Origin of the sequence: Streptomyces sp. NPDC050658 (assembly GCF_044457025.1) — a bacterium.
Taxonomy (GTDB): Bacteria; Actinomycetota; Actinomycetes; order Streptomycetales; family Streptomycetaceae; genus Streptomyces.
Genome location: NZ_JBITGM010000002.1, coordinates 58,810 through 80,841, shown reverse-complemented (window position 1 = coordinate 80,841; position 22,032 = coordinate 58,810). Strand labels below are relative to the sequence as shown.

Below are 22,032 nucleotides of genomic sequence, written 5' to 3'. Positions count from 1 at the left end.
ATGACCGTCAGCAGACGCACCTTCATGGCCGCCGCCGTCACCACGGCCGCCGCCGCGTCGAGCGCCTCGCTCGTGCCGACCGCCTTCGCCGCAGCCCGCCCGGCCGGCGGCGAACCGCCGTACCGCATCCCGATCAGCACCGCCGACTCCCCGGACGAAGTCGTCGCCAAGGCCTCCCGCGTCCGTCCGACGGAACGTCAGATCGCCTGGCAGCGACTGGAACAGACCGCGTTCCTGCACTTCGGGGTCAACACCTTCACCGGCCTCGAATGGGGCACGGGAGACGAGGACCCGAACGTCTTCCAGCCGTCGGCCCTCGACACCGACCAGTGGGCACGGGCCCTGCGCGACGGCGGATTCAAGCTCGCCATCCTCACCGTCAAGCACCACGACGGCTTTGTGCTCTACCCCTCCCGGTACACCAGGCACAGTGTGGTCGGCAGCAGTTGGCAGGGCGGCAAGGGCGACGTGCTGCGCTCCTTCGCCGACTCGCTGCGCCGGTACGGCATCAAGGTGGGCGTCTACATCTCGCCCGCCGACGAGAACCAGTACCTCGACGGCGTCTACGCCAACGGCAGCAAGCGGGCGCCCCGCACCATCCCCACCCTGACGGCCGACGACGACCGGGCGGGCGACGACCTCCGCTCCTTCACCCTCGATGCCACGGACTACGGCGCGCACATGCTCAACCAGCTCTACGAAGTCCTCACCGAGTACGGTCCCGTCGACGAGGTCTGGTTCGACGGCGCCCAGGGGCGCATCCCGCCGGACAAGGTGGAGACGTACGACTGGGACAGCTGGTACACGCTGATCCGCGCGCTCGCTCCGGACGCCACGATGGCCGTACGCGGACCCGATGTGCGGTGGGTCGGCAACGAGGGCGGGCTCGCGCGAGAGGACGAGTGGAGCGTCGTCCCGGTCAAGGACTCGGGCAACGGCAGCATCGACTACGCGCTGAAGTACGACGCACCCGACCAGGGCAGCAGGGACGCGCTCGCCGAGGCGCGGGCGGTCGCCCAGTACGTGCAGTGGTGGCCCGCGGAGTGCGATGTGTCGATCAGGCCCGGCTGGTTCTACCACGAGGACCAACAGCCCAAGTCCGTCGAGCAGTTGACGGACATCTGGTTCCGCTCGGTGGGCCGCAACTCGGTGCTGTTGCTCAACGTCCCGCCGGACAAGCGGGGTCTGCTGCCCGACGCCGACGTGGCCCGGCTGCGGGAGTTCCGCGAGCGGATCGGGCGCGAACTGCCCGAGGACCTCGCGCGGGGAGCACGGGCGCGGGGTGACGGCCGCCGTGCCTCGAACGCGGTCGACGGCGATCCGGACACGGCCTGGGAGTGCCCGGCCGCCTCGCGCGGGACGCTCACCGTCGACCTCGGCGGTGAGCGGGAGGTCGACCGGATCCGGCTCGGCGAGGACATCCGCCGGGGCCAGCAGCTGGAGCACGCGGTGATCGAGGCGCGGGTGTCCGGCGCGGGCTGGACCCTGGTGACCGAGGTCGCCACGGTCGGCGCGAGCCGGGTGCTGACGCTGGCCGCGCCGGTGCGGGCGCGGGAGTGGCGGCTGCGGGTGACGGGGTCACGGAACGCGGTGGCGCTCGCGGAGTTCGGGCTGTATCGGTCGCGGGTGTAGGGCGGTGGTCGGGCGGGGCCGCGCGCATGGGTGCGGCCCCGCCTGTGGGGACGGTCGCGGGGGCTGCGGTCCCGTCCGTGCGGACGGTCGCAAGGGCTGCGGCCCCCGCCCGCCACGGCGCCCGGTGTTACCGTCCCGCCATGTCCAAGCATGAGATAGACACCCTGACCGCGGAGTTCTTCGGTGCCTTCGACAACCGGGGCGGCAGGGCTGCCGACGTCGCCCGCCTCCGCCGGCTGATGCTGCCCGGGGCTGTGATCGTCGTGACCGGGCCGGACTTCAGGGCCTACACGGTCGAGGAGTTCATCGAGCCCCGCGAGCGGCTCCTGAAGGACGGCCGGCTCGTCGAGTTCTCCGAGTGGGAGACGTCCGAACGGACCGAGATCGAGGGCGACATCGCCTCGCGGTTCGGTACGTACGCCAAGTCCGGCGTCCTGGACGGCGCGGCGTTCGAGGGCGGCGGGTCGAAGACCTTCCAGTTCGTGCGTACGCCGGAGGGCTGGCGGATCGCCGCGTTCTCCTGGCACGACAAGGCCTGACCGGAGGGGCGGTCGGGCTGCCGCCTACTGCCGGGCGACCTTGCCGTCGCGGACCATCAGCGGCTCCGGCCGGTCCTCCTCGTGGAACCTGGTCCATCCGACGAGGACACCGGCCGGGCCGACGCCGCCTTATCGCTGGTGGCGGTCGACCGCCTTCCCCGCCGGCCAGTCGAGGAGTTCGCCCACGAGGCCGCAGTCGTCCGGGTGGATCTCCTGCCGGGCCATCAGCGCCCAGCCTCACCGCTCGCCGCGGACCAGGACGGAGGTGAGCGCCCCGCCCGCCTTCCATGCCGTGCCCTGCCGGCCGAGGGGCGGCATCGGCTCGTCCTCCGTGACGAGTTCGCCCGCCTCGTTCTCGCCGACGACCGGGAACTCCCGCACCATGGTCAGCCGCTCCGGCCGCGGACCGGGGCCCAGATGCCGGCGGAGCTCGGCGATCTCCTCGTCGGAGAGGTCGTCGCGCAGGTCGAGGGCGACCGAGAGTTCGTGGATGTCAGCCACGCCGGGAGCGTACTGGCGGGATCCGACGACGCGGCCCGGCGCGAGGGCCGCTCAGCCGCCGAGCCGTCCCGTGCTCTCCCGCTCGATCAGCCGCGGCAGCGGAACCTGGACCGTGGCGGCCGGGCCGCCGTCGAGGAGAGCGAGCAGCTCCCGCGCGGCCGTCCGGCCGAAGGACACCGTGTCGCGGGAGAGCGCGGTCAGCCAGGGGTGCACCATCCGGCACAGCGCCGAGTCCTCCCACGCGACCACCGACACGTCTCCCGGCACGCTGAAACCCAGGGAGGACGCCGCGGCGACCCCGGCCACCGCCATCACGTCGTTGTCGTACACGAGGGCCGTCGGCGGTGACGGGGCGCCGAGGACCCGGCGAGTCACCGCCGCGCCTTCCGCGTCGGAGTAGTCCGTGGTCACCGAGCGGACCTCGGTCATCTCGCGCCGCCCGGCCTCGGCCCGCAGCGTGCGGATGCGGCGCTCCGTGTGGGCCAGGCCCGGCAGCCCCGCGATGTGCACGATGCGCCGGTGGCCGAGGCCATGCAGATGGTCCACGACGGAGGCCATCGCCCCCGCGTCGTCCGCCCAGACCGTGGAGAGCCCCGGATGGTCCGCGCCCGGATCCGGTGCGCCGCCGGCCACCACGGCCGGCAGGCCCAGCTCGTCGAGGAGCGCGGGGCGCGGGTCGTCCGTGCGCGGGTCCACGACCAGGACGCCGTCCACCCGGTGCTCCGCCCACCACCGCCGGTACACCGCGCACTCGGCGGCCACGTCCTCCACCACCTGGAAGAGCAGACCGAGATGGCGCTCGGCGAGGACCTCCTGGATGCCCGAGATCAGCTGCAGGAAGAAGGAGTCGACGCCGAGCGTCCCGGCGGGCCGGGCGACGACCAGGCCCACCGTCGCCGAGCCCTCGCCGGACAGGGCGCGCGCCGCCGTGCTCGGCCGCCAGCCCAGCTGTTCGGCGACTCTGCGGACACGGTCGCGGGTGACGTCGGAGACTCCGGGCCGGTCGTTGAGCGCGAAGGAGACGGCGCTCTCGGAGACTCCGGCGCGGCGCGCGATGTCCTTCATGGTCGGCCGGCGTGCCGGGGACCGCTTGCCTTGCACCCGTGTTGCCCCTTTCCCGTTGCGCGCATACTAATGCGCTTGAGCCCGCCCACTCTAAAGCGCATTAGTCGATCGCCGCAAGAACTTCAACAGACCTCTCTGACCTGCATAGTTGATGACCGCTGAGGCGATTTTCCGGCGAATCCGTCGGCATCCATTGACTTTGTGTCCGCGTTCCATGCAAGGTCTGCCTCACGCTGGGCCGAGCAAAGGAGCCGTTTCACCGTGCGCATCTCCCGACACCCCCGCATCCCCCGAAGGGCAGTCGCCGCTGCCGCCGCCGTCGCCGTGCTCCTGCCGCTGAGCGCCTGCGGTGACGGCGGGGACGGCGGCGGGTCCAACGACGCCTCCGGCAAGATCGAGGGCGAGATCACCTTCCAGACCTGGAACCTGAAGGCCAACTTCAAGTCGTACTTCGAAGGAGTCGTCGACGGCTTCGAGGAGAAGTACCCCGGCACGAAGGTGAACTGGATCGACCAGCCCGGCGAGGGCTACGCCGACAAGATCAGCGCCGACGCGGCGGCCGGCACCCTCCCCGACGTCGTCAATGTCTCGCCCGACCTGGTGGCCCCGCTGGCCAAGGCCGGACTCGCCCTCGACCTCGACAAGGCCGCCGGGAAGTACGAGAAGGAGTATCTGCCCGGCGCGTGGAAGAGCCACCAGATACCGGGCATGGAAGGGACGTACGCCTTCCCCTGGTACCTCAACACCGGGCCGCTCTTCTACAACAAGCGGCTCTTCAAGGAGGCCGGCCTCGACGCCGACAAGCCGCCGACGACGTACGACGAACTCTTCGACGACGCGCTGCAGTTGTCGAAGAAGAGCAACCGAAAGACCGCCACCCTCGCCAACATCCCGACCATCGAGGACTTCGGGCGCTACGGCGTCCCGCTGATGGACAAGGACGGCACGAGGTTCACCTTCAACGGCCCCAAGGGCGTCGAACTCCTCACGAAGTACAAGAAGTTGTACGACGCGAAGGCGCTGGACGGGCAGGCGCTGAACGCCACGCCGGAGTCGACGGGCAAGAAGTTCCTCACCGAGGCCGTCGCCATGAACCCCGGAAGCGCCCTGGATCTCGGCAAGTTCAAGAAGGAGGCGCCGAGCCTCTACAAGAACATCGGGATCACGCCGATGATCAGCAACACCGGCAAGGACAACATGTACGTGATGGGTGTCATGGTGAACACCCGCACCAAGCAGACGCCCGCCGCCGTGGCCTTCGCGCACTATGTGACGGACGCCCAGCACCAGATGTCCTTCGCGAAGAAGGTCGCGATCTTCCCGAGCACCAAGGGCTCGCTCGACGACCCGTACTTCACCAAGGAGGACGGGACGGACGACACGCGCGTACGGATCGCCGCCGCCAAGTCCGTCAAGACCGCGGTCAATTACACGCCCGTGCTCTTCAGCGAGCAGATGAAGATCGAGCTGCGCAACAGCGTGGGCAAGGCCCTGCAGGGCAAGGAGAGCCCCAAAGAAGCGCTTGACAACGCTGTCAAGAACTGTGACCGGCTGCTGAAGCAGAGCTGAGACGATCCGGGACCGCCACCATGAAAAGCTCCAGCGCCGCCGCGCCGCCCCGACCGGGCCCCTCCCGTGGCCGCACCATACGTCGCCAACTGCCCTCCAGCCCCTGGCTGTTCGCGGCGCCCGGACTCGCGGTCGTGGGGATCTTCATCCTCTATCCGTTCGTCAGCACGATCATCAATTCCTTCACCGACAAGCGCACCCTGATCCCCGGGGAGTACGTCGGACTGGACAACTTCCGTGAACTGCTGCACGACGAGATGTTCTGGACCGGTCTGCGCAACAGCACTCTGTACGTCGTCGGGGTCGTCCCCGCGCTCGTGCTGCTGCCCCTGCTGCTCGCGATGCTCGTCCAGAAACACGTCCCCGGCATCACCTTCTTCCGGTCCGCCTTCTACACCCCGGTGGTCGCCTCCATCGTCGTGGTGGGCCTGATCTGGGTGTGGATGCTGGACGAACGGGGCCTGGTCAACGCGGTGCTTGAGGCCGTGGGCGTCGGCAAGGTCGGCTTCCTCAGCGACCAGTGGCTGCTGCTGTTCAGCGCCATGGCAGTCACGGTCTGGAAGGGCCTCGGCTACTACATGATCATTTATCTGGCCGCGCTCGCCAACGTGCCGCGCGAACTCCATGAAGCCGCGGCGGTGGACGGCGCCGGAGCGGTGCGCCGCTTCTTCACCGTCACCGTCCCCGCCGTGCGCTCCACCATGGTGCTCGTCGCAGCGCTGTCGTCGGTGGCCGCGTTCAAGGTCTTCTCCGAGGTCTATCTGATGGCAGGGCCCAACGGTGGCCCGGCCGGCGAGGACACCACCCTCGTCATGCTGGTGCAGCGCGTCGGCACCGGCCTCACCGGCCGCGTCGGCTACGCCTCGGCCATCTCCGTCGTCGTCTTCGTCGTCACCGTCACGCTGATGCTGCTCGTGCTGCGGGCGGACCGGAAGGAGGACGCGTGAGCACCGCCACCGACGTACGCAAGAGCGACTCCAGGCAGCAGGAGAAGGCTGCCGGGGGCAGGCCGCGGAAGAAGCGGCGGCGCGTCACCGACGAGAACGGCCGCCGGATGCCCGTATGGGAGATCGTCCTGCGCTACGCCCTCCTGCTCGGCGTACTCGCCCTGATGATCGGCCCGTTCCTCTGGCAGCTCTCCACGTCCCTGAAGGGGCCGCACGAGGACATCTTCAGCTCACCGCCGAAGTTCCTGCCGTCCGAACCGACCCTGCACAACTACGAGCGCGTCGCCGAGACCATCCCCGTCTGGGACTACGCCCTCAACTCCCTGAAGGTGGCCACCGCCAACGTGGTGACCAACTGCGTGGGCGCCACGCTCGCCGGCTACGCGCTGGCCCGCCTGCGCTACCGGGGCCGCAAGGTCGCCACGCTCGTCTTCATCCTCGCCATGCTGGTGCCCGTCGAGGGCATCATCATCGCCCAGTTCACGACCATGCGGGACCTCGGCCTGAACAACACCCTCATCGGCGTACTGCTGCCCGGCTGTGTCTCCGCGCTCAACGTGCTGCTGATGCGCAACGCCTTCCTCAATCTGCCGTACGAGATCGAGGAGGCGGCGTACGTCGACGGCGCGAACGTGTGGCAGCGGTTCCTGCGGATCGCCCTGCCCGCGGTCAAGGGCACGCTCGCCGTCGTGGCGATCTTCGCCTTCATGGGCGCCTGGGACGACTTCCTCTGGCCGCTGATCGTGCTGAGCGACCCCGACCGGTTCACCCTCACCATCGGCCTGAACTATCTGCACGGCACCTTCGCCAACGACGAACGGCTCGTCGCGGCGGGCACGGTCATCGCCGTGCTCCCGCTGATCGTGCTCTTCGCCTGTCTGCAGCGGTACTTCTTCCGCGGGGTGGGCGAGGGGGCGGTCAAGGGCTGAGGCCGAGACCGAGACCTGTGGCGGACGGGCGCTCACCGCTCGCCGCCCGTCGTACCGAAGAACATCCCCCGCACCCACGAGAACCAGGACTCGTATGCCTCGCACGCCTTCCGACGTGGTGCGCTTCGGCGCCAACTACACGCCGAGCCAAGGGTGGTTCCACCACTGGCTCGACTTCGACCTCGACGCCGTGCGCGCCGACCTCGACTCCATCGCCGCGCTCGGCCTCGACCACATCCGGGTCTTCCCCATCTGGCCGTACTTCCAGCCCAACCGCACCCTGATCCGGCCGCGCGCCGTCGAGCAGCTGGTCGCCCTCGCGGACGCCGCCGCCGAGCGCGGACTCGACGTCAACGTCGACGGCCTCCAGGGACATCTGTCGAGCTTCGACTTCCTGCCCGCCTGGACGCAGACCTGGCACCGCCGCAACATCTTCACCGACCCGGACGTCGTGGCCGGACAGGCCGAGTATCTGCGCACGCTGGCCGCCGCGCTCGCCGACCGGCCGAACTTCATCGGCATGACGATCGGCAACGAGGTCAACCAGTTCTCGGCGGGCCCGCACCCCGATCCCGACCGGATCACCGAGGAGCAGGCGGGGGAGTGGCTGCGGCGGGTGCTCGCCGCCTGTGAGGAGGGCGCGCCCGGCAAGCTGCATCTGCACGCCGAGTACGACGCCGCCTGGTACCAGGACGACCAGCCCTTCACCCCGGCGCAGGCCGCGCGGCTCGGCGGTGCGACGGCCGTCCACTCCTGGGTGTTCAACGGGACGGCGCAGCGGCACGGTCGGGACGGGGTGGCGACGGCGCAGCACGCGGCGTACATGATCGAGCTGTCCAAGGCGTGGGCGGACGATCCGCACCGGCCGGTGTGGCTCCAGGAGGTGGGCGCGCCGGCGCCGCTGATTCCCGCGGAGCACGCGGCGGGGTTCACCGAGGCGACGGTGGCGGCGGCGCTGGACTGTGCGGATGTGTGGGGCGTGACGTGGTGGTGCTCCCACGACGTGTCCCGGACGCTGGCGGACTTCCCTGAACTGGAGTACAGCCTCGGTCTGTTGACCAATGCAGGTGAGGTCAAGCCGGCGGGCGCGGCGATCGCCCGCATCGCGAAGGAGTGGCGGGGGCGGGAGTACGCGCCCGCGCCGCGGGGCACGGCTGTGGTGGTCGACGACGCCACGTCGCGGCGGTCTCAGTGCGCTCCGGGGGGTGCGGTGTTCGAGGCGTTCGCCCGTCTGGCGGGGGAGGGGGTACGGCCGACAGCGGTGCTGGCGAGCCGGGCGGGGGATGCGGCGCATCTCGCCGCGCGGGGCATCACGGAGGTCGTGCGGCCGGGGGAGGTCAGCTAGGTCAAGACGCTTTCTCTTCCCCGATCCCGCCCCTTCCCGAAGAGTGCGGCTCCGCCGCCCGGCGCTCGGTCGATCGCCCTCGGGCCCGTCTTCAAACGCCGTACGGGCTGAATGCCCAGCCCCTCCGGCGTTTGAGGAGCGGGGTCTGGGGCGGAGCCCCCACGCGGCGGAGCCGCAAAATGTCACAGCCGGGAAGGGGCGGGCTTGGGGAAGAGAACTCGCCCACCGCAACCCCCACTCGACCGGCGCAGAAGAAGCCCCTAGGAGACCTCTCATGCATGACGACCGCACCCTCATCGAAGCCCGCCTCAAGCGCGTCCTCGACGAACGCATCCGCCCCGCGGTCTACCCCCAGTCCGTCCCGCTGGACATAGCCGTCTGGACCGCCCCCGGCGAACCCGTACCCGTCGCCGAAGGACTCGCCGCGACCCCCGAACCGACCAAGGCAGGCGTCCGCTGGGGCGCCCCCTGGTCCACGAGCTGGTTCCGCGTCACCGGCACCGTCCCGGAAGAATGGGCGGGGAAGACCGTCGAGGCCATCCTCGATCTCGGCTTCGACGAGAACATGCCCGGCTTCCAGTGCGAAGGCCTCGTCTACCGCCCCGACGGCACCCCGGTGAAGGGCCTCAACCCCCGCAACCAGTGGGTGAGGATCGCCGCCCCCGCCACCGGCGGCGAAGACGTCCGGCTGCACGTCGAGGCCGCGTCCAACCCCGTCATCCTCGACTACCACCCCTTCCTGCCCACGCAGTTGGGCGACAAGGAGACCGCCGGCACCGAGCCGCAGTACACCCTCGCCCGCATGGACCTCGCCGTCTTCGACGAGACGGTGTGGCAGCTCGTCGTCGACCTCGAAGTGCTCGGCGAGCTCATGCAGGAACTGCCGACCGACTCCGCCCGCCGCTACGCCCTCGTCCGGGCCATCGGCCGCGCCCTCGACGCCGTCGACCTCCAGGACGTGAACGGCACGGCGGCCGCCGCCCGCGCCGAACTCGAAGAGGTGCTGAGCACCCCCGCCGAGCCCTCGGCCCACCGCATCAGCGCCGTCGGCCACGCGCACATCGACTCCGCGTGGCTGTGGCCGCTGCGCGAGACGGTGCGCAAGGTCGCCCGTACGACGTCCAACATGACCGCGCTCATCGAGGACGAGCCGGACTTCGTGTTCGCCATGTCCCAGGCGCAGCAGTGGGCCTGGGTGAAGGAGCACCGCCCCGAGGTGTGGGCGAAGGTCAAGAAGGCCGTCGCCGAGGGACGGTTCGTGCCCGCGGGCGGCATGTGGGTCGAGTCGGACACGAACATGCCGGGCTCCGAGGCGATGGCCCGTCAGTTCGTGCACGGCAAGCGGTTTTTCCTCGACGAGTTCGGCGTCGAGAACGACGAGGCGTGGCTGCCCGACACCTTCGGGTTCGCCGCCGGTCTGCCGCAGATCATCAAGGCGGCCGGTTCGAAGTGGCTGCTCACACAGAAGATCTCGTGGTCGCAGACCAACCGCTTCCCGCACCACACCTTCAACTGGGAGGGCATCGACGGCACGCGGATCTTCACGCACTTCCCGCCCGTCGACACGTACAACTGCTCCATGAAGGGCAGCGAAATCGCCCACGCGGCAAAGAACTTCAAGGACAAGGGCGTCGCCCGGCACTCCCTCGCGCCCACCGGCTGGGGCGACGGAGGCGGCGGCACCACCCGCGAGATGATCGCGAAGGCCGCGCGCCTGCGGGACCTGGAAGGCTCGGCGACCGTCGAGTGGGAGACGCCGGAGAAGTTCTTCGCGAAGGCCGAGGCCGAGTACCCGAACCCGCCCGTCTGGGTCGGCGAGCTCTACCTCGAACTGCACCGCGCGACGCTCACCAGCCAGGCCGGCACCAAGCAGGGCAACCGCCGCAGCGAGCACCTGCTGCGCGAGGCGGAGCTGTGGGCGGCCACGGCGGCCGTACGGTCGGCTGAATTCTCGTACCCCTACGAGGAGTTGGACCGGATCTGGAAGACGGTCCTGCTCCACCAGTTCCACGACATCCTGCCCGGCTCGTCCATCGCCTGGGTGCACAGGGAGGCGCGCGCGACCTACGCGGCGGTCGCCGACGAGCTGAACGGCATCATCGACGCCGCCCAGCGCGCGCTCGCGGGGAGCGAGGGGGCGGGGACCCTGCTCTTCAACTCCGCGCCCCACACCCGCGACGGCGTCCCGGCGGGCGGCGCGCGGCCGGCCGTCATCGACGGCCAGTCGGCCATCGCCTCACGGGCCGACGGCGGCTATGTCCTGGACAACGGTCTGCTGCGGGTCGAGATCGACGCCCGCGGTCTCGTCGTATCTGCGTACGACATCGCGGCCGACCGGGAGACCGTCGCACCCGGCCGGACGGCGAACCTGCCGCAGCTCCACGCGGACTTCCCGAACATGTGGGACGCGTGGGACGTCGACGAGTTCTACCGCAACACCGTCACCGACCTCACCGAGGCGGACGAGGTCGCGCCCGGCGACGACGGCGCGTCGGTCCGTGTCGTGCGCTCCTTCGGCGGCTCGCGCCTCACCCAGGTCCTGTCGCTCGCCCCCGGCGCCATGCGGCTCGACATCGACACCGAGGTCGACTGGCACGAGACGGAGAAGTTCCTCAAGCTCGCGTTCCCGCTGGACATCCACGCGGAGCGGTACGCGTCGGAGACCCAGTTCGGCCACTTCTACCGCGCCACGCACACCAACACCAGCTGGGAGGCCGCCAAGTTCGAGGCCTGCAACCACCGCTTCGTGCACATCGAGGAGCCGGGCTGGGGCGTCGCCCTCGTCAACGACTCGACGTACGGCCATGACGTGACCCGCACGGTCCGGGCCGACGACGCGGGGACGACCACGACCGTGCGCGTCTCGCTGCTGCGCGCCCCGCGCTTCCCCGACCCCGAGACCGACCAGGGCGTGCACCGCTTCCGGCACGCGCTGGTGCCGGGGGCGGCGATCGGCGACGCCGTGCGCGAGGGATACCGGATCAACCTGCCCGAGCGGAAGGTGTCCGGCGGCGCGGAGGTGGCTCCGCTGGTGACCGTCGACAACGACGCGGTCGTCGTCACGGCGGTCAAGCTGGCGGACGACGGCAGTGGTGACGTGGTCGTCCGTTTCCACGAGTCGCGCGGCGGCCGGGCGCGGGCCACGCTGACGGCGGGCTTCGAGGTCGGCTCGGTCACGGAGACGGATCTGCTGGAGCGGGAGCTGACCGATGCGCCCGCCCCGAAGCGGGCGGGCGACGCGACGACGGTCGCGCTGAGGCCCTTCCAGCTGATGACGCTGCGGCTGACACGGGCGTAGGAGCGGTTCGGTCGCCGGACGGGCGCAAGCACTCGTCCGGCGACCGGCGCGCCACGACTACCGGACCACGACTACCGGACCATGACTACTGCTCAGCCAGCTCGTAGCCCGCCTCCTCCACCGCGGCGCGCACCTTTGCGATGTCGAGGTTCCGGTCGCTGCCGACCGTGACGGTGCCGCCGTCGACGTCGACCGTCATGGCGGTGACACCGTCGACCAGCTGCAGCTCGTCGGTGACGAAGTCCGCGCAGTGCCCGCAGGCCATGCCGACCACGCCGTACACGGTCTCGGTCATGGGAACGCTCTCGGTCATGACGGCTCCTCCAGCGTGCGGGTGAGCATGTGGGACTGCCGCATCCGGCCGTCCTCGGCGAACCGGCCGAAGAAGTACACCTCGATGGCCAGGGACTTCTTCCGGGTCTCGACGTGCATCGTGTAGCGCGCGGCGAGCCGGTCGCCGTCGGTCTGCGCCTCGTGGACCTCCACGCGGTTGCCCGGCTTGGTCTTGCGTACGGGGCGGGTGTGCGCGAGCAGCTTCTCGCGGTCCATGCGGTGGCCGTCGGCGGTCTGGACGATGTCCGGGGTGTGGAAGCGGTCGAAGACGGGCTCCAAGTCCCCTTCGCCGCCGATGAGTTCCTCGTGGAACGACATGATGAAGCCGGCGATGAAAGCCTTGGGGTCGGCACCGAAGGGGTTCCGGGGATTCTTCGTGCTCGTGGCGCTCGCAGTGCTCATCGTGCTCCCGTCCTGCCGTCGACCGCTGCTGGTTTCTGCTGACCTCTACTGGTCTCTGCTGACTTCTGTGATTATCTCTTACACGCTGTAAGATATGTGCCGGCCGAAAAATTTGACAAGGTGTAAGAGATGACCCCGTCGCAGGCCCCACGCCGGCGCGCCGACGCCCGGCGCAGCAGGGCGGCCATCCTGGACGCGGCGCTCCCGCTCCTGAACGACCGCCCCGAGGCGAGTGTCGAGGCGGTCGCGACGGCCGCGGGCGTGACGCGGCAGACGGTGTACGCCCATTTCCCCTCGCGGGAGCGGCTGTTGGCGGCCGTGCTCGACCGGCTGACCGAGGAGGCCGTCACGGAGATGGACGCGGTGGATCTCGACGCGGGGTCCGCCGTGGACGCGCTGTTCGGGCTGCTTGAGGCGAGTGCCCGCAGTGTCGGACGGTATCCCTCGCTGCTGCGGACGATCGGTTCGCTGCCCGTCGCCTCAGCGCATGACGCGGACGACGCGGAACGTCATGCTCCGGTCGCCGAGCGGCTCGGCAGGGTGATCCGGCGCGGGCAGGCGGCGGGGGAGTTCGACGCGCTGCTCGCGCCCGACTGGCTGGTGACCGTCACCATCGGGCTCGCCCACGCGGCGGCCGGGGAGGTCGAGGCCGGCCGGATGACCGAGGCGCAGGCTGCCGGAGTGCTCCGGACCAGCCTGCTGAGGGTGCTCGGCGTGACCGACGCGGCCGGTCGGTGACGGTTGCGGGTGGCCTGCGACGTCAGTCGGTGGCGGTTGCTCGTGGCCCGCGAGGTCAGTCGGTGATGGTCACGCAGGGCAGGCCTACGCTGTCGCCGCCCCGGAAGCCCTCCGCGCAGAGCCGGGTGCCCGCCGGGAAGTGCCGCTGGGGGTAGGCCTGGTCGCGGTAGGTGCGGAACGCTTCGACGTCCTCCACCTTCGTGTTGGCGCTCCAGCCGTTCGTGGTCCACACACGGGCGCTGATCCGGTTCGGCTGGTTGGTGTTGGTGACCGACACCTCCACCCGGCCCAGATACGTTCCCGAGTCGTACGTCTCGATGCAGACGGAGTGGTTGCACCACTTACCGTCGGCCACCGCCGACGGCCCGGCGGCGATGACGCAGCCGAGCGCCGCGGCCACGGCGCCGACGACCGCGCCGATCTTCTTCGTGATGTGCTGCATGGTGGAGTGACCCTCGATCCTGATGTCCGGCCCCGCGGCGCGGTGCGGGGCTCCCGGCGGACCAACGCCGGGCAAGATCATCGGTTACGCGGGCGTACGCCCTCCGCGCCGGGACCGGTCCACTACGCGTCGAGCTGGGCCCGCAGCCACGACTCCACCTCGCCGACGTGCGCCGCCGCCGCGGCCCGTGCCGCCTCGGGGTCGCGGTCGACCAGCGCGCGATGGATCCGGGCATGCTCGCGGCGCGTCCGCTCGAACGCGCCCTCCTCCTGATAGCCCCGCCACACCCTGGCGCGGAACGTCCGCGACGAGAGGCCCTCCAGGATCGCGGCCATCGTGTCGTTGCCCGCCGCGAAGGCGATCGCGCGGTGGAAGGCGAGATCGTGGGAGAGGATCTCCTCCGGGTCGTCCGTGGCGTTCATCGCCTCCAAGTGCTTCTCCACATCGGCCAGTTGGTCGGCCGAGATGCGTGCCGCCGCCAGCGCCGTCGCCGTGGACTCCAGGACCCTGCGCACGGCCAGCAGCTCCACCAGGCGCGGTCCGCGCGACAGATCGGCGACGACGCCGAACGTCTCCAGGAGATCGCCGGCCTCCAGCTGTGTGACATAGATGCCCGAACCGTGCCGGGCCTCCAGGACCCCGAGCACCGTCAGTGCCCGGATCGCCTCCCGCATCGAACTGCGCGAGATGCCCAGCTGAGCCGCCAAGTCCCGTTCCGTGGGCAGCCGTTGCCCCGGTTCGAGGCGGCCCTCGCCGATCATCGCCTTGATCTGCTCGATGGCCCGCTGCGTCACGGTGCCCTTCTGTGGGGCGGCGGACTGGCCCGACTGGTCTGACTGGTCCACGTAAACGCTCCTCCACTGGACGGTGCGCCGCAGTCTAACCAGAGATGTGGTCTGACCACTACGGCCTGAAACCGGGGAAAGTTGACGCCAAGGGGTGTTGTGAGCGCCAAGTGGTCTGATAAATATTCGCCCAACAGTCGCCCACGCTCGATGAGGAGCCGTCAGATGGCCGGCAGGATTATTCGCAACAGGCCCACCGGGGCCGGGAGTTCGCGGGCGGTGCGGATCGCCGCTGCGGCCGCCTGCGCATCCCTCGTGCTCACGGCGTGCGGCAGCACGAAGGACACCGCGTCCGGTGGCGGCGGTGGCGGCGGGGGAGAGGGCAAGGTCGGGGTGATCCTGCCCCTGCTGACCTCGCCGTTCTGGCAGTCGTACAACGACTACGTACCGAAGATGGCGGAGTCCGAGGACGTCGACGCGATGAAGACCGTCAACTCCAACAGTGACCCCTCGCAGCAGATCACCGACATCAACAACCAGCTCAACCAGGGGGTCAAGGGGCTCGTCGTCGCGCCGCTCGACAGCGCGGCCATCTCCGCCGGTCTCGACCAGGCCGAGCGCAAGGGCGTGCCCGTGGTCGCCGTCGACGTCGCCCCCGAGAAGGGCAAGGTCGCCATGGTGGTGCGGGCCAACAACGTCGCGTACGGCGAGAAGGCCTGCGAATACCTCGGCAAGCAGGTCAAGAGCGGCAAGGTCATCCAGATCATGGGAGACCTCGCCTCGGTCAACGGCCGCGAGCGCTCCGAGGCCTTCCGCACCTGCGTGAAGAAGAACTACCCCAAGCTCAAGGTCCTGGAGATCCCCGCCAAGTGGGAGTCTGACACGGCCGCCTCCAAGCTGGACACGCTGCTGAACTCCAACCCCGACATCAAGGGCATCTACATGCAGGCGGGCGGCGTCTATCTCGCACCCACCCTGCAGACCCTCAAGTCCAAGAAGATGCTCAAGAAGACGGGCGAGAAGGGGCACATCACCGTCGTCTCGAACGACGGCATCCCGCAGGAGTTCGACGCCATCCGCAAGGGCCAGATCGACGCGACCGTCTCGCAGCCCGCCGACGCCTACGCCAAGTACGGCATGTACTACATCAAGGCCGCGATGAACGGAAAGAAGTTCAAGCCCGGCCCGACCGACCACGACTCCGAGATCGTCAAGCTGCCCAGCGGCATCCTCGAGGACCAGCTGCCCGCGCCCCTGGTCACGAAGGAGAACGTCGACGACTCCAAGCTCTGGGGCAACACGGTCAAATGAGTATGCCGATGAGCAAGCCCCCCACCGCCGGTCCGACGGCGCTCGTCGAGGCGGCCGGCGTCACCAAGCGGTACGGACCCACCGTCGCGCTGCAGGACGGCCGGCTGACCGTCCTGCCCGGTGAGTCCCACGCCCTCGTCGGCCGCAACGGCGCGGGCAAGTCCACCCTCGTCACCATCCTCACCGGACTCCAGGCCCCCGACGCGGGCACCGTCCGCTTCGACGGGGAGCCCGCGCCGCCGCTCACCGACCGAGACGCCTGGCGCCGCAAGGTGGCCTGCGTCTACCAGAAGCCGACGGTCGTGCCCGAACTGACCGTTGCCGAGAACCTCTTCATCAACCGGCAGCCCGAAGGCCGCGGCGGCTTCATCAGCTGGCGCAGGCTGCGGGCCGAGGCCGTGGACGTCCTCGACACCTGGGACGTGCGCGTCGACCCCGACGCGCGTACCGCCGACCTCAAGGTCGAGGACCGCCAAATGGTGGAGATTGCACGGGCGTTGAGCTTCGGGGCACGGTTCATCGTCCTCGACGAGCCGACCGCGCAGCTCGACAACCGCGAGATCGAGCGGCTCTTCACCCGCATGCGGGCCCTCCAGGATTCCGGCGTCACCTTCCTCTTCATCTCGCACCACCTCCAGGAGGTGTACGAGGTGTGCCAGACCGTCACGGTCCTGCGCGACGCCCGCTGGATCACCACCGCGCCCGTCGCCGAACTGCCGCGCGCCGCCCTCGTCGAGGCCATGGCGGGCGAGGCACTGACGGAACAGGCCGCCGCCGAGGAGCAGGTCGCACGGACCGGCGTCCCGGCCGACGCCCCGGTGCTGCTCGACGTCAAGGGCCTCACCAGCGAGTCGTACGCGGACATCGACCTGACCGTCCGCGGGGGCGAGGTCGTCGGCCTCGCCGGATCGAGCGGCAGCGGCAAGATCAACCTCGCGGAGACCATCGCGGGGCTGCACACGCCGACCGGAGGCACTGCCCGACTCGACGGCATGCTGCTGCCGTTCGGCGATGTCACCGCGACCCTGCGCGCCGGAGTCGGCTGCGTGCCGCGCGACCGGCACGACCAGGGCCTCGTCTTCGGCATGACGATCGGCGACAACGCCACCATGAGCGTCCTCGACCGGCTCGGGAAGTACGGATTCGTCGGCACCGAGCGCAAACGCGCATTCGCCGATGAGCTGATCGACCGCCTCGACATCCACGCCGAGGGTCCCGACCAGCCGGTGTCCGACCTGTCGGGCGGCAACGCGCAGAAGGTCGTGATGGCCCGCGCGCTCGCCTCCGACCCGAGACTGCTCGTCCTCATCAACCCCACCGCGGGCGTGGACGTGAAGTCCAAGGAGTCCCTGCTCGCCCGGATGGACAACGCACGCGAGGACGGCACGGCCGTGCTGGTCGTCTCCGACGAGCTGGACGACCTGCGCCGCTGCGACCGGGTGCTTGTCCTCTTCCACGGCCGGGTGGTCGCGGAGCACGAGGCGGGCTTCAACGACCACGACCTGATCGCCTCGATAGAGGGGGTGGGGCAACCGGGCCCCGACAGGGGCGCGGGACCGTCACATATGCGGCTCCGCCGCGCGAGCGCGACAAGCCCCCACCGGCCCGCGGCCAAAGAACAAGGAGACCACAGTGGCTGACCTCAAGGCCCCGGCCGCGACGGCACCGGACCTGACGGCGAAGACCGACAACGCCCGAGCCCAGGCGCGCTCGATGCTGTTGCGCCGAGCAAGGGAACTTGCCCTGGTCCCAGCACTCCTGCTGCTCATGCTCCTCGGCACCCTGGTGAACGACTCGTTCCTCACCGAGCGGAACCTCGTCTCCATCCTCGGCGCCTCCGCCGCCCTGGCGATGGTCGTGCTCGCCGAATCGCTCGTCCTCATCACCGGCAAGTTCGACCTGTCCCTCGAATCGGTCGTCGGCATCGCGCCCGCCGTCGGCGCGCTGCTCGTGCTGCCCGCCGCGCAGGCAGGCTTCGGCACCGAGATGCCGGCCGGCGTGGCGCTCCTCGCGATCCTGCTCGTCGGCGGAATCATCGGCGCCTTCAACGGCGTCCTCGTGGTGAAGCTGAAGCTCAACGCGTTCATCGTCACCCTCGCCATGCTGATCGTGCTGCGCGGACTGCTCGTCGGCGCGACGAAGGGCAAGACCCTCTTCGGGATGCCCGACGCCTTCTACACCCTCGCCACCTCCACCTTCCTGACCATCCCGCTCTCCGTCTGGCTCGCCGCGCTCGCCTTCGGCGTCGCCGGCTTCGTCCTCAAGTACCACCGCGTGGGGCGTGCCCTGTACGCGATCGGCGGCAACCCGGAGGCGGCGCGCGCCGCCGGAATCCGGGTCGAGCGCGTCATGCTCGGCGTGTTCGTCGTCGCCGGCTGCCTCGCCGCCGTCGGCGGACTCATGCAGACCGGCTACGTCGGCGCGATCAACGCCAACCAGGGCCAGAACATGATCTTCACGGTGTTCGCGGCCGCGGTCATCGGCGGCATCAGCCTCGACGGCGGCAAGGGCACCATGTTCGGCGCCCTCACCGGCGTACTGCTGCTCGGCGTCGTCCAGAACCTGCTCACCCTCGCCCAGGTGCCGTCCTTCTGGATCCAGGCCATCTACGGCGGAATCATCCTGGTCGCCCTGATGATCGCGCGCGTCACGACCGGGCGCGCACAGGACTGACCCGGCCCGTGCTGGTTGTGCCGCCTCCTTGCCCCTTTCCGGAAAGGCCTCCTGTGTCCCCGACTTCCGCCCGCATCACCGCGGTTGACACCTTCGACGTACGGTTCCCGACCTCACGGGAGCTCGACGGATCCGACGCGATGAACCCGGACCCCGACTACTCCGCCGCCTATGTGGTGCTCCGCACCGACGCGGACGACGGCCTGGAGGGCCACGGCTTCACCTTCACCATCGGGCGCGGCAACGACGTCCAGGTCGCCGCGATCCGCTCGCTGCGCCACCATGTGCTCGGCCGCTCTGTCGAGGAACTCTGCGCCGATCCGGGGACGTTGAACCGCGATCTGATCGGGGACAGCCAACTGCGCTGGCTCGGCCCCGAGAAGGGCGTGATGCACATGGCCATCGGGGCCGTCGTGAACGCGCTCTGGGACCTGGCGGCCAAGCGCGCGCACAAGCCGCTGTGGCGGTTCCTCGCCGACGCCGACCCGCAGTGGCTGGTCTCGCAGGTCGACTTCCGCTACATCGCCGACGCCATCACCCCCCAGGAGGCCCTGGAGATACTCCAGTTGGGGCGGCACGGGGCCGGGGAGCGGGAGGTCCTGCTGCGCGAGCGCGGCTTTCCCGGCTATACGACGTCGCCGGGCTGGCTCGGCTACAGCGACGAGAAGCTCACCCGGCTCGCCCGCCAGGCCGTCGCCGACGGCTTCACCCAGATCAAGCTGAAGGTCGGCGCGGACCTCACCGACGACGTACGCCGCTGCCGCACCGCCCGCGCGGCGATCGGGCCCGGCATCCGCATGGCGATCGACGCCAACCAGCGGTGGAACGTCGACGAGGCCGTCGAGTGGACCAGGGCGCTCGCCGAGTTCGACCCGTACTGGGTCGAGGAGCCCACCAGCCCCGACGACGTGCTCGGACATGCCGCGATCCGCGAGGCCGTCGCCCCGGTCAAGGTCGCCACCGGCGAGCACGTGCAGAACCGCATCGTCTTCAAGCAGCTCCTCCAGGCCGGCGCCATCGACGTGCTCCAGATCGACGCGGCCCGCGTCGGCGGCGTCAACGAGAACCTCGCGATCCTGCTGCTCGCCGCCAAGTTCGGCGTGCCCGTCTGCCCGCACGCGGGCGGCGTCGGCCTGTGCGAACTCGTCCAGCACCTCTCGATGTTCGACTACGTGGCGCTCGCCGGGACCACCGAGAACCGTGTCATCGAGTACGTCGACCATCTCCACGAACACTTCGTCGACCCGGTCGTGCTGCGCGCCGGCCACTACACGGCGCCCAGTGCGCCGGGCTTCTCGGCCACGATGCGTCCCGAGTCGCTCGCCGAGTTCACCTATCCGGACGGCGCCTTCTGGGCCGCCGACCTCGCCCAGCAGAAGCTTCAGCGGAAAGGAGCGGCGGCATGACCGACTTCGAGGGGCTGAAGGCCCTGGTCACCGGGGGAGCCTCCGGCATCGGACGGGCCACCGCCGAGCTGCTCGCCGCGCGCGGCGCCCGGGTCGCCGTGCTCGACCTCGACCCGAGCGGCGTGGAGAAGCCGCTCACCGGGTACCGCGCGGACGTCTCGGACGACGAGTCGGTACGCGAGGCTGTCGCCGCCGCGGTGGCCGACCTCGGCGGACTCGACGTACTCGTCAACAACGCCGGGATCGGCGCCCAGGGGACGGTCGAGGACAACGACGACGACCAGTGGCACCAGGTGCTCGACGTGAACGTCCTCGGGATCGTCCGCACCACCCGCGCCGCGCTGCCGCACCTGCGGGACTCCGGCCGCGCGGCGATCGTCAACACCTGCTCCATCGCCGCCACGGCGGGCCTGCCGCAGCGGGCCCTCTACTCGGCGTCCAAGGGCGCGGTGCTCTCCCTGACCCTCGCGATGGCCGCCGACCACGTACGCGAAGGGGTGCGCGTCAACTGCGTCAACCCCGGCACCGTGGACACCCCGTGGATCGGCCGGCTGCTCGACGCCGCTCCGGACCCGGCCGCCGAGCGGACCGCGCTCCAGGCCCGCCAGCCCACCGGCCGCCTGGTCAGCGCGGACGAAGTCGCGGGCGCCGTCGCCTACTTGGCCAGCCCGCTCTCCGGCGCCACCACCGGCACCGCCCTCGCCGTCGACGGCGGCATGCAGGGCCTGCGGCTGCGCCCGGCGAGCCGGTGAGCGGTATAGCGCGCCGCACCCTCGGACCCGGCGGCGTCGAGGTGACCGAGCTGTCCTTCGGCGCCGCCGGACTCGGCAACCTCTACACCCCGGTCACGGACGAGGCGGCGGCAGCGGCGGTCGACGCCGCCTGGGACGCGGGCATCCGCTGCTTCGACACCGCGCCGCACTACGGCATCGGCCTGTCGGAACGCAGGCTCGGCGCGGCACTGCGGGCCCGCCCCAGGGAGTCGTACACCATCTCCACCAAAGTGGGACGGCTCCTCGTGCCGGTCGAAGGGGCCGTCGGCGACGACCTCGGCCAGGGCTTCGCCGTGCCCGCGACCCACCGCCGCGTCTGGGACTTCAGCGCGGACGGCGTGCGCAGGTCCCTCGAAGAGAGCCTGGAACGGCTCGGCCTCGACCGGGTCGACGTCGTCTACCTCCACGACCCCGACGACCACGCCGAACAGGCCTTCCGCGAGGGCTATCCGGCCCTGGAGCGGCTGCGCGCCGAAGGAGTCGTCGGCGCGATCGGCGCGGGCATGAACCAGACGGCGATGCTCACGCGGTTCGTCCGGGACACGGACGTCGACGCCGTGCTGTGCGCGGGGCGCTACACGCTCCTGGACCAGAGCGCCCTGGCCGACCTGCTCCCGGCGGCGCAGGCGCGCGGTACGGCGGTGGTGATGGGCGGCGTCTTCAACTCCGGTCTGCTCGCCGACCCCAGGCCCGGCGCGACCTACGACTACACCGCGGCGCCCGCCGCCCTGCTGGACCGGGCCCGCCGCTTGCAGTCGACAGCCGAACGGCACGGCACCACCCTGCGCGCCGCCGCCCTCGCCTTCCCGCTGGCGCACCCGGCGGTGGCCGGCGTCCTGGTCGGCACCCGCTCGTCGGCCGAAGTCCGGGACACCGCCGAGCAGTTCGCGGCGAAGGTGCCGGTGGGCTTCTGGTACGACGTCATCGGGGAGGGGCTGCTGCCCGCCGACGCGCCCGTACCCGGAGAGAGCACCCGAGAGGACCGCCGAGAAGAACCCGGAGAGGACCGCCCATGAGAATCGCCCTGCACACCAAGGTGCGCGCCGACCGCGTCGCCGAGTACGACGCCGCCCACCGCGAGGTGCCCGCCGAGCTGGTCGCCGCGATCAAGGCCGCGGGCGCGTCCTCCTGGACGATCTGGCGCAGCGGCACCGATCTCTTCCACGTCCTGGAGTGCGAGGACTACGCCCGTATGCTCGCCGAGCTGGAGAAGCTGCCGGTCAACATCGCCTGGCAGGCCCGGATGACGGAGCTGCTTGACGTCGTCCACGACTACTCGGCCGACGGCGCGGAAGCGGGACTGCCCGTCGCATGGGAGCTGTGATGGGGGACGCAGGGGGAGCT

The 22,032-nt window shown here is 70.4% G+C and carries 21 protein-coding genes; 15 read left to right on the top strand and 6 right to left on the bottom strand.

What is annotated here, in order from left to right; genetic code table 11:
- Both ACIBKX_RS07355 and ACIBKX_RS07350 read left to right on the top strand, forming a co-directional pair.
- Positions 1–1,632 carry an alpha-L-fucosidase gene (locus ACIBKX_RS07355; RefSeq protein WP_363270926.1) on the top strand — a complete coding sequence of 544 codons (1,632 nt, stop codon included), beginning with the start codon at positions 1–3 and terminating at the stop codon, positions 1,630–1,632.
- A gap of 140 nt (positions 1,633–1,772) precedes the next feature.
- A complete protein-coding gene (locus ACIBKX_RS07350; protein WP_363270925.1) occupies positions 1,773–2,171 on the top strand; it encodes a DUF4440 domain-containing protein in 399 nt (132 codons plus the stop codon).
- 237 nt (positions 2,172–2,408) lie between these two features.
- Here ACIBKX_RS07350 and ACIBKX_RS07345 read toward each other — a convergent pair whose 3' ends face one another.
- The gene (locus ACIBKX_RS07345; protein WP_363270924.1) at positions 2,409–2,672 is read right to left on the bottom strand and encodes a hypothetical protein; all 264 of its coding nucleotides are present in this window, start codon (positions 2,670–2,672) and stop codon (positions 2,409–2,411) included.
- Between the two features lie 51 nt (positions 2,673–2,723).
- Positions 2,724–3,737: a LacI family DNA-binding transcriptional regulator gene (locus ACIBKX_RS07340; protein WP_363270923.1), complete on the bottom strand. Its 1,014-nt coding sequence runs from the start codon at positions 3,735–3,737 to the stop codon at positions 2,724–2,726.
- A 261-nt stretch (positions 3,738–3,998) separates the two neighbouring features.
- Between ACIBKX_RS07340 and ACIBKX_RS07335 the strand changes: the two genes are divergently transcribed.
- The 5 genes from ACIBKX_RS07335 (at position 3,999) to ACIBKX_RS07315 (ending at position 11,825) form a co-directional block, all read left to right on the top strand.
- The gene (locus tag ACIBKX_RS07335) at positions 3,999–5,306 is read left to right on the top strand and encodes an extracellular solute-binding protein (protein WP_363270922.1); all 1,308 of its coding nucleotides are present in this window, start codon (positions 3,999–4,001) and stop codon (positions 5,304–5,306) included.
- Between the two features lie 20 nt (positions 5,307–5,326).
- Positions 5,327–6,253, top strand: coding sequence for a sugar ABC transporter permease (locus ACIBKX_RS07330; RefSeq protein WP_363270921.1), 927 nt, complete (start codon positions 5,327–5,329; stop codon positions 6,251–6,253).
- A gap of 107 nt (positions 6,254–6,360) precedes the next feature.
- Positions 6,361–7,182 carry a carbohydrate ABC transporter permease gene (locus ACIBKX_RS07325; RefSeq protein WP_363271167.1) on the top strand — a complete coding sequence of 274 codons (822 nt, stop codon included), beginning with the start codon at positions 6,361–6,363 and terminating at the stop codon, positions 7,180–7,182.
- A gap of 94 nt (positions 7,183–7,276) precedes the next feature.
- A complete protein-coding gene (locus tag ACIBKX_RS07320; RefSeq protein ID WP_363270920.1) occupies positions 7,277–8,527 on the top strand; it encodes a glycosyl hydrolase in 1,251 nt (416 codons plus the stop codon).
- 274 nt (positions 8,528–8,801) lie between these two features.
- Entirely contained in the window at positions 8,802–11,825 is a 3,024-nt protein-coding gene (locus tag ACIBKX_RS07315) for a glycoside hydrolase family 38 C-terminal domain-containing protein (RefSeq protein ID WP_363270919.1), read from the top strand.
- An 85-nt stretch (positions 11,826–11,910) separates the two neighbouring features.
- Here ACIBKX_RS07315 and ACIBKX_RS07310 read toward each other — a convergent pair whose 3' ends face one another.
- Positions 11,911–12,138 (bottom strand): heavy-metal-associated domain-containing protein, encoded by a 228-nt coding sequence (locus tag ACIBKX_RS07310; RefSeq protein WP_363270918.1) that lies wholly within the window; start codon positions 12,136–12,138, stop codon positions 11,911–11,913.
- Positions 12,135–12,560 (bottom strand): nuclear transport factor 2 family protein, encoded by a 426-nt coding sequence (locus ACIBKX_RS07305; protein WP_363270917.1) that lies wholly within the window; start codon positions 12,558–12,560, stop codon positions 12,135–12,137. Before ACIBKX_RS07305 ends, ACIBKX_RS07310 begins: the two co-directional genes overlap by 4 nt.
- A 129-nt stretch (positions 12,561–12,689) precedes the next feature.
- Between ACIBKX_RS07305 and ACIBKX_RS07300 the strand changes: the two genes are divergently transcribed.
- Positions 12,690–13,298, top strand: a complete 609-nt coding sequence (locus tag ACIBKX_RS07300) for a TetR/AcrR family transcriptional regulator (RefSeq protein ID WP_363270916.1) — start codon at positions 12,690–12,692, stop codon at positions 13,296–13,298.
- 55 nt (positions 13,299–13,353) lie between these two features.
- Here ACIBKX_RS07300 and ACIBKX_RS07295 read toward each other — a convergent pair whose 3' ends face one another.
- Together ACIBKX_RS07295 and ACIBKX_RS07290 are read right to left on the bottom strand one after the other, a co-directional pair.
- Entirely contained in the window at positions 13,354–13,740 is a 387-nt protein-coding gene (locus ACIBKX_RS07295) for a hypothetical protein (protein ID WP_363270915.1), read from the bottom strand.
- Positions 13,741–13,862: 122 nt separating this feature from the next.
- Positions 13,863–14,585, bottom strand: coding sequence for a FadR/GntR family transcriptional regulator (locus tag ACIBKX_RS07290; RefSeq protein ID WP_363270914.1), 723 nt, complete (start codon positions 14,583–14,585; stop codon positions 13,863–13,865).
- A 165-nt stretch (positions 14,586–14,750) separates the two neighbouring features.
- Here ACIBKX_RS07290 and ACIBKX_RS07285 point away from each other — a divergent pair, with 165 nt between their 5' ends.
- The 7 genes from ACIBKX_RS07285 to ACIBKX_RS07255 are packed head-to-tail and all read left to right on the top strand — an operon-like array spanning position 14,751 to position 22,012.
- Entirely contained in the window at positions 14,751–15,836 is a 1,086-nt protein-coding gene (locus ACIBKX_RS07285) for a sugar ABC transporter substrate-binding protein (RefSeq protein WP_363270913.1), read from the top strand.
- Between the two features lie 8 nt (positions 15,837–15,844).
- The gene (locus tag ACIBKX_RS07280; RefSeq protein ID WP_363270912.1) at positions 15,845–17,476 is read left to right on the top strand and encodes a sugar ABC transporter ATP-binding protein; all 1,632 of its coding nucleotides are present in this window, start codon (positions 15,845–15,847) and stop codon (positions 17,474–17,476) included.
- Positions 17,469–18,509, top strand: coding sequence for an ABC transporter permease (locus tag ACIBKX_RS07275; RefSeq protein WP_363270911.1), 1,041 nt, complete (start codon positions 17,469–17,471; stop codon positions 18,507–18,509). Before ACIBKX_RS07280 ends, ACIBKX_RS07275 begins: the two co-directional genes overlap by 8 nt.
- Before the next feature lie 53 nt (positions 18,510–18,562).
- A complete protein-coding gene (locus ACIBKX_RS07270) occupies positions 18,563–19,915 on the top strand; it encodes an L-fuconate dehydratase (protein WP_363270910.1) in 1,353 nt (450 codons plus the stop codon).
- Positions 19,912–20,667, top strand: a complete 756-nt coding sequence (locus ACIBKX_RS07265; protein ID WP_363270909.1) for an SDR family oxidoreductase — start codon at positions 19,912–19,914, stop codon at positions 20,665–20,667. Before ACIBKX_RS07270 ends, ACIBKX_RS07265 begins: the two co-directional genes overlap by 4 nt.
- Positions 20,664–21,704, top strand: a complete 1,041-nt coding sequence (locus tag ACIBKX_RS07260; protein WP_363270908.1) for an aldo/keto reductase — start codon at positions 20,664–20,666, stop codon at positions 21,702–21,704. Before ACIBKX_RS07265 ends, ACIBKX_RS07260 begins: the two co-directional genes overlap by 4 nt.
- Positions 21,701–22,012, top strand: a complete 312-nt coding sequence (locus ACIBKX_RS07255; RefSeq protein ID WP_363270907.1) for an L-rhamnose mutarotase — start codon at positions 21,701–21,703, stop codon at positions 22,010–22,012. The genes ACIBKX_RS07260 and ACIBKX_RS07255 overlap by 4 nt, the downstream gene beginning before the upstream one ends.
- Positions 22,013–22,032 lie beyond the last annotated feature (20 nt).

Excerpts from the sequence above, each read along its gene's own strand:
- ACIBKX_RS07295 (WP_363270915.1), bottom strand. The coding sequence starts at position 13,740 with ATGCAGCACATCACGAAGAAGATCGGCGCGGTCGTCGGCGCCGTGGCC.
- ACIBKX_RS07280 (WP_363270912.1), top strand. The coding sequence starts at position 15,845 with ATGAGCAAGCCCCCCACCGCCGGTCCGACGGCGCTCGTCGAGGCGGCC.
- ACIBKX_RS07255 (WP_363270907.1), top strand. The coding sequence starts at position 21,701 with ATGAGAATCGCCCTGCACACCAAGGTGCGCGCCGACCGCGTCGCCGAG.
- ACIBKX_RS07305 (WP_363270917.1), bottom strand. The coding sequence starts at position 12,560 with ATGAGCACTGCGAGCGCCACGAGCACGAAGAATCCCCGGAACCCCTTC.
- ACIBKX_RS07300 (WP_363270916.1), top strand. The coding sequence starts at position 12,690 with ATGACCCCGTCGCAGGCCCCACGCCGGCGCGCCGACGCCCGGCGCAGC.
- ACIBKX_RS07320 (WP_363270920.1), top strand. The coding sequence starts at position 7,277 with ATGCCTCGCACGCCTTCCGACGTGGTGCGCTTCGGCGCCAACTACACG.
- ACIBKX_RS07355 (WP_363270926.1), top strand. The coding sequence starts at position 1 with ATGACCGTCAGCAGACGCACCTTCATGGCCGCCGCCGTCACCACGGCC.
- ACIBKX_RS07330 (WP_363270921.1), top strand. The coding sequence starts at position 5,327 with ATGAAAAGCTCCAGCGCCGCCGCGCCGCCCCGACCGGGCCCCTCCCGT.
- ACIBKX_RS07265 (WP_363270909.1), top strand. The coding sequence starts at position 19,912 with ATGACCGACTTCGAGGGGCTGAAGGCCCTGGTCACCGGGGGAGCCTCC.
- ACIBKX_RS07325 (WP_363271167.1), top strand. The coding sequence starts at position 6,361 with ATGCCCGTATGGGAGATCGTCCTGCGCTACGCCCTCCTGCTCGGCGTA.
- ACIBKX_RS07285 (WP_363270913.1), top strand. The coding sequence starts at position 14,751 with ATGGCCGGCAGGATTATTCGCAACAGGCCCACCGGGGCCGGGAGTTCG.
- ACIBKX_RS07340 (WP_363270923.1), bottom strand. The coding sequence starts at position 3,737 with ATGAAGGACATCGCGCGCCGCGCCGGAGTCTCCGAGAGCGCCGTCTCC.
- ACIBKX_RS07315 (WP_363270919.1), top strand. The coding sequence starts at position 8,802 with ATGCATGACGACCGCACCCTCATCGAAGCCCGCCTCAAGCGCGTCCTC.
- ACIBKX_RS07310 (WP_363270918.1), bottom strand. The coding sequence starts at position 12,138 with ATGACCGAGAGCGTTCCCATGACCGAGACCGTGTACGGCGTGGTCGGC.
- ACIBKX_RS07350 (WP_363270925.1), top strand. The coding sequence starts at position 1,773 with ATGTCCAAGCATGAGATAGACACCCTGACCGCGGAGTTCTTCGGTGCC.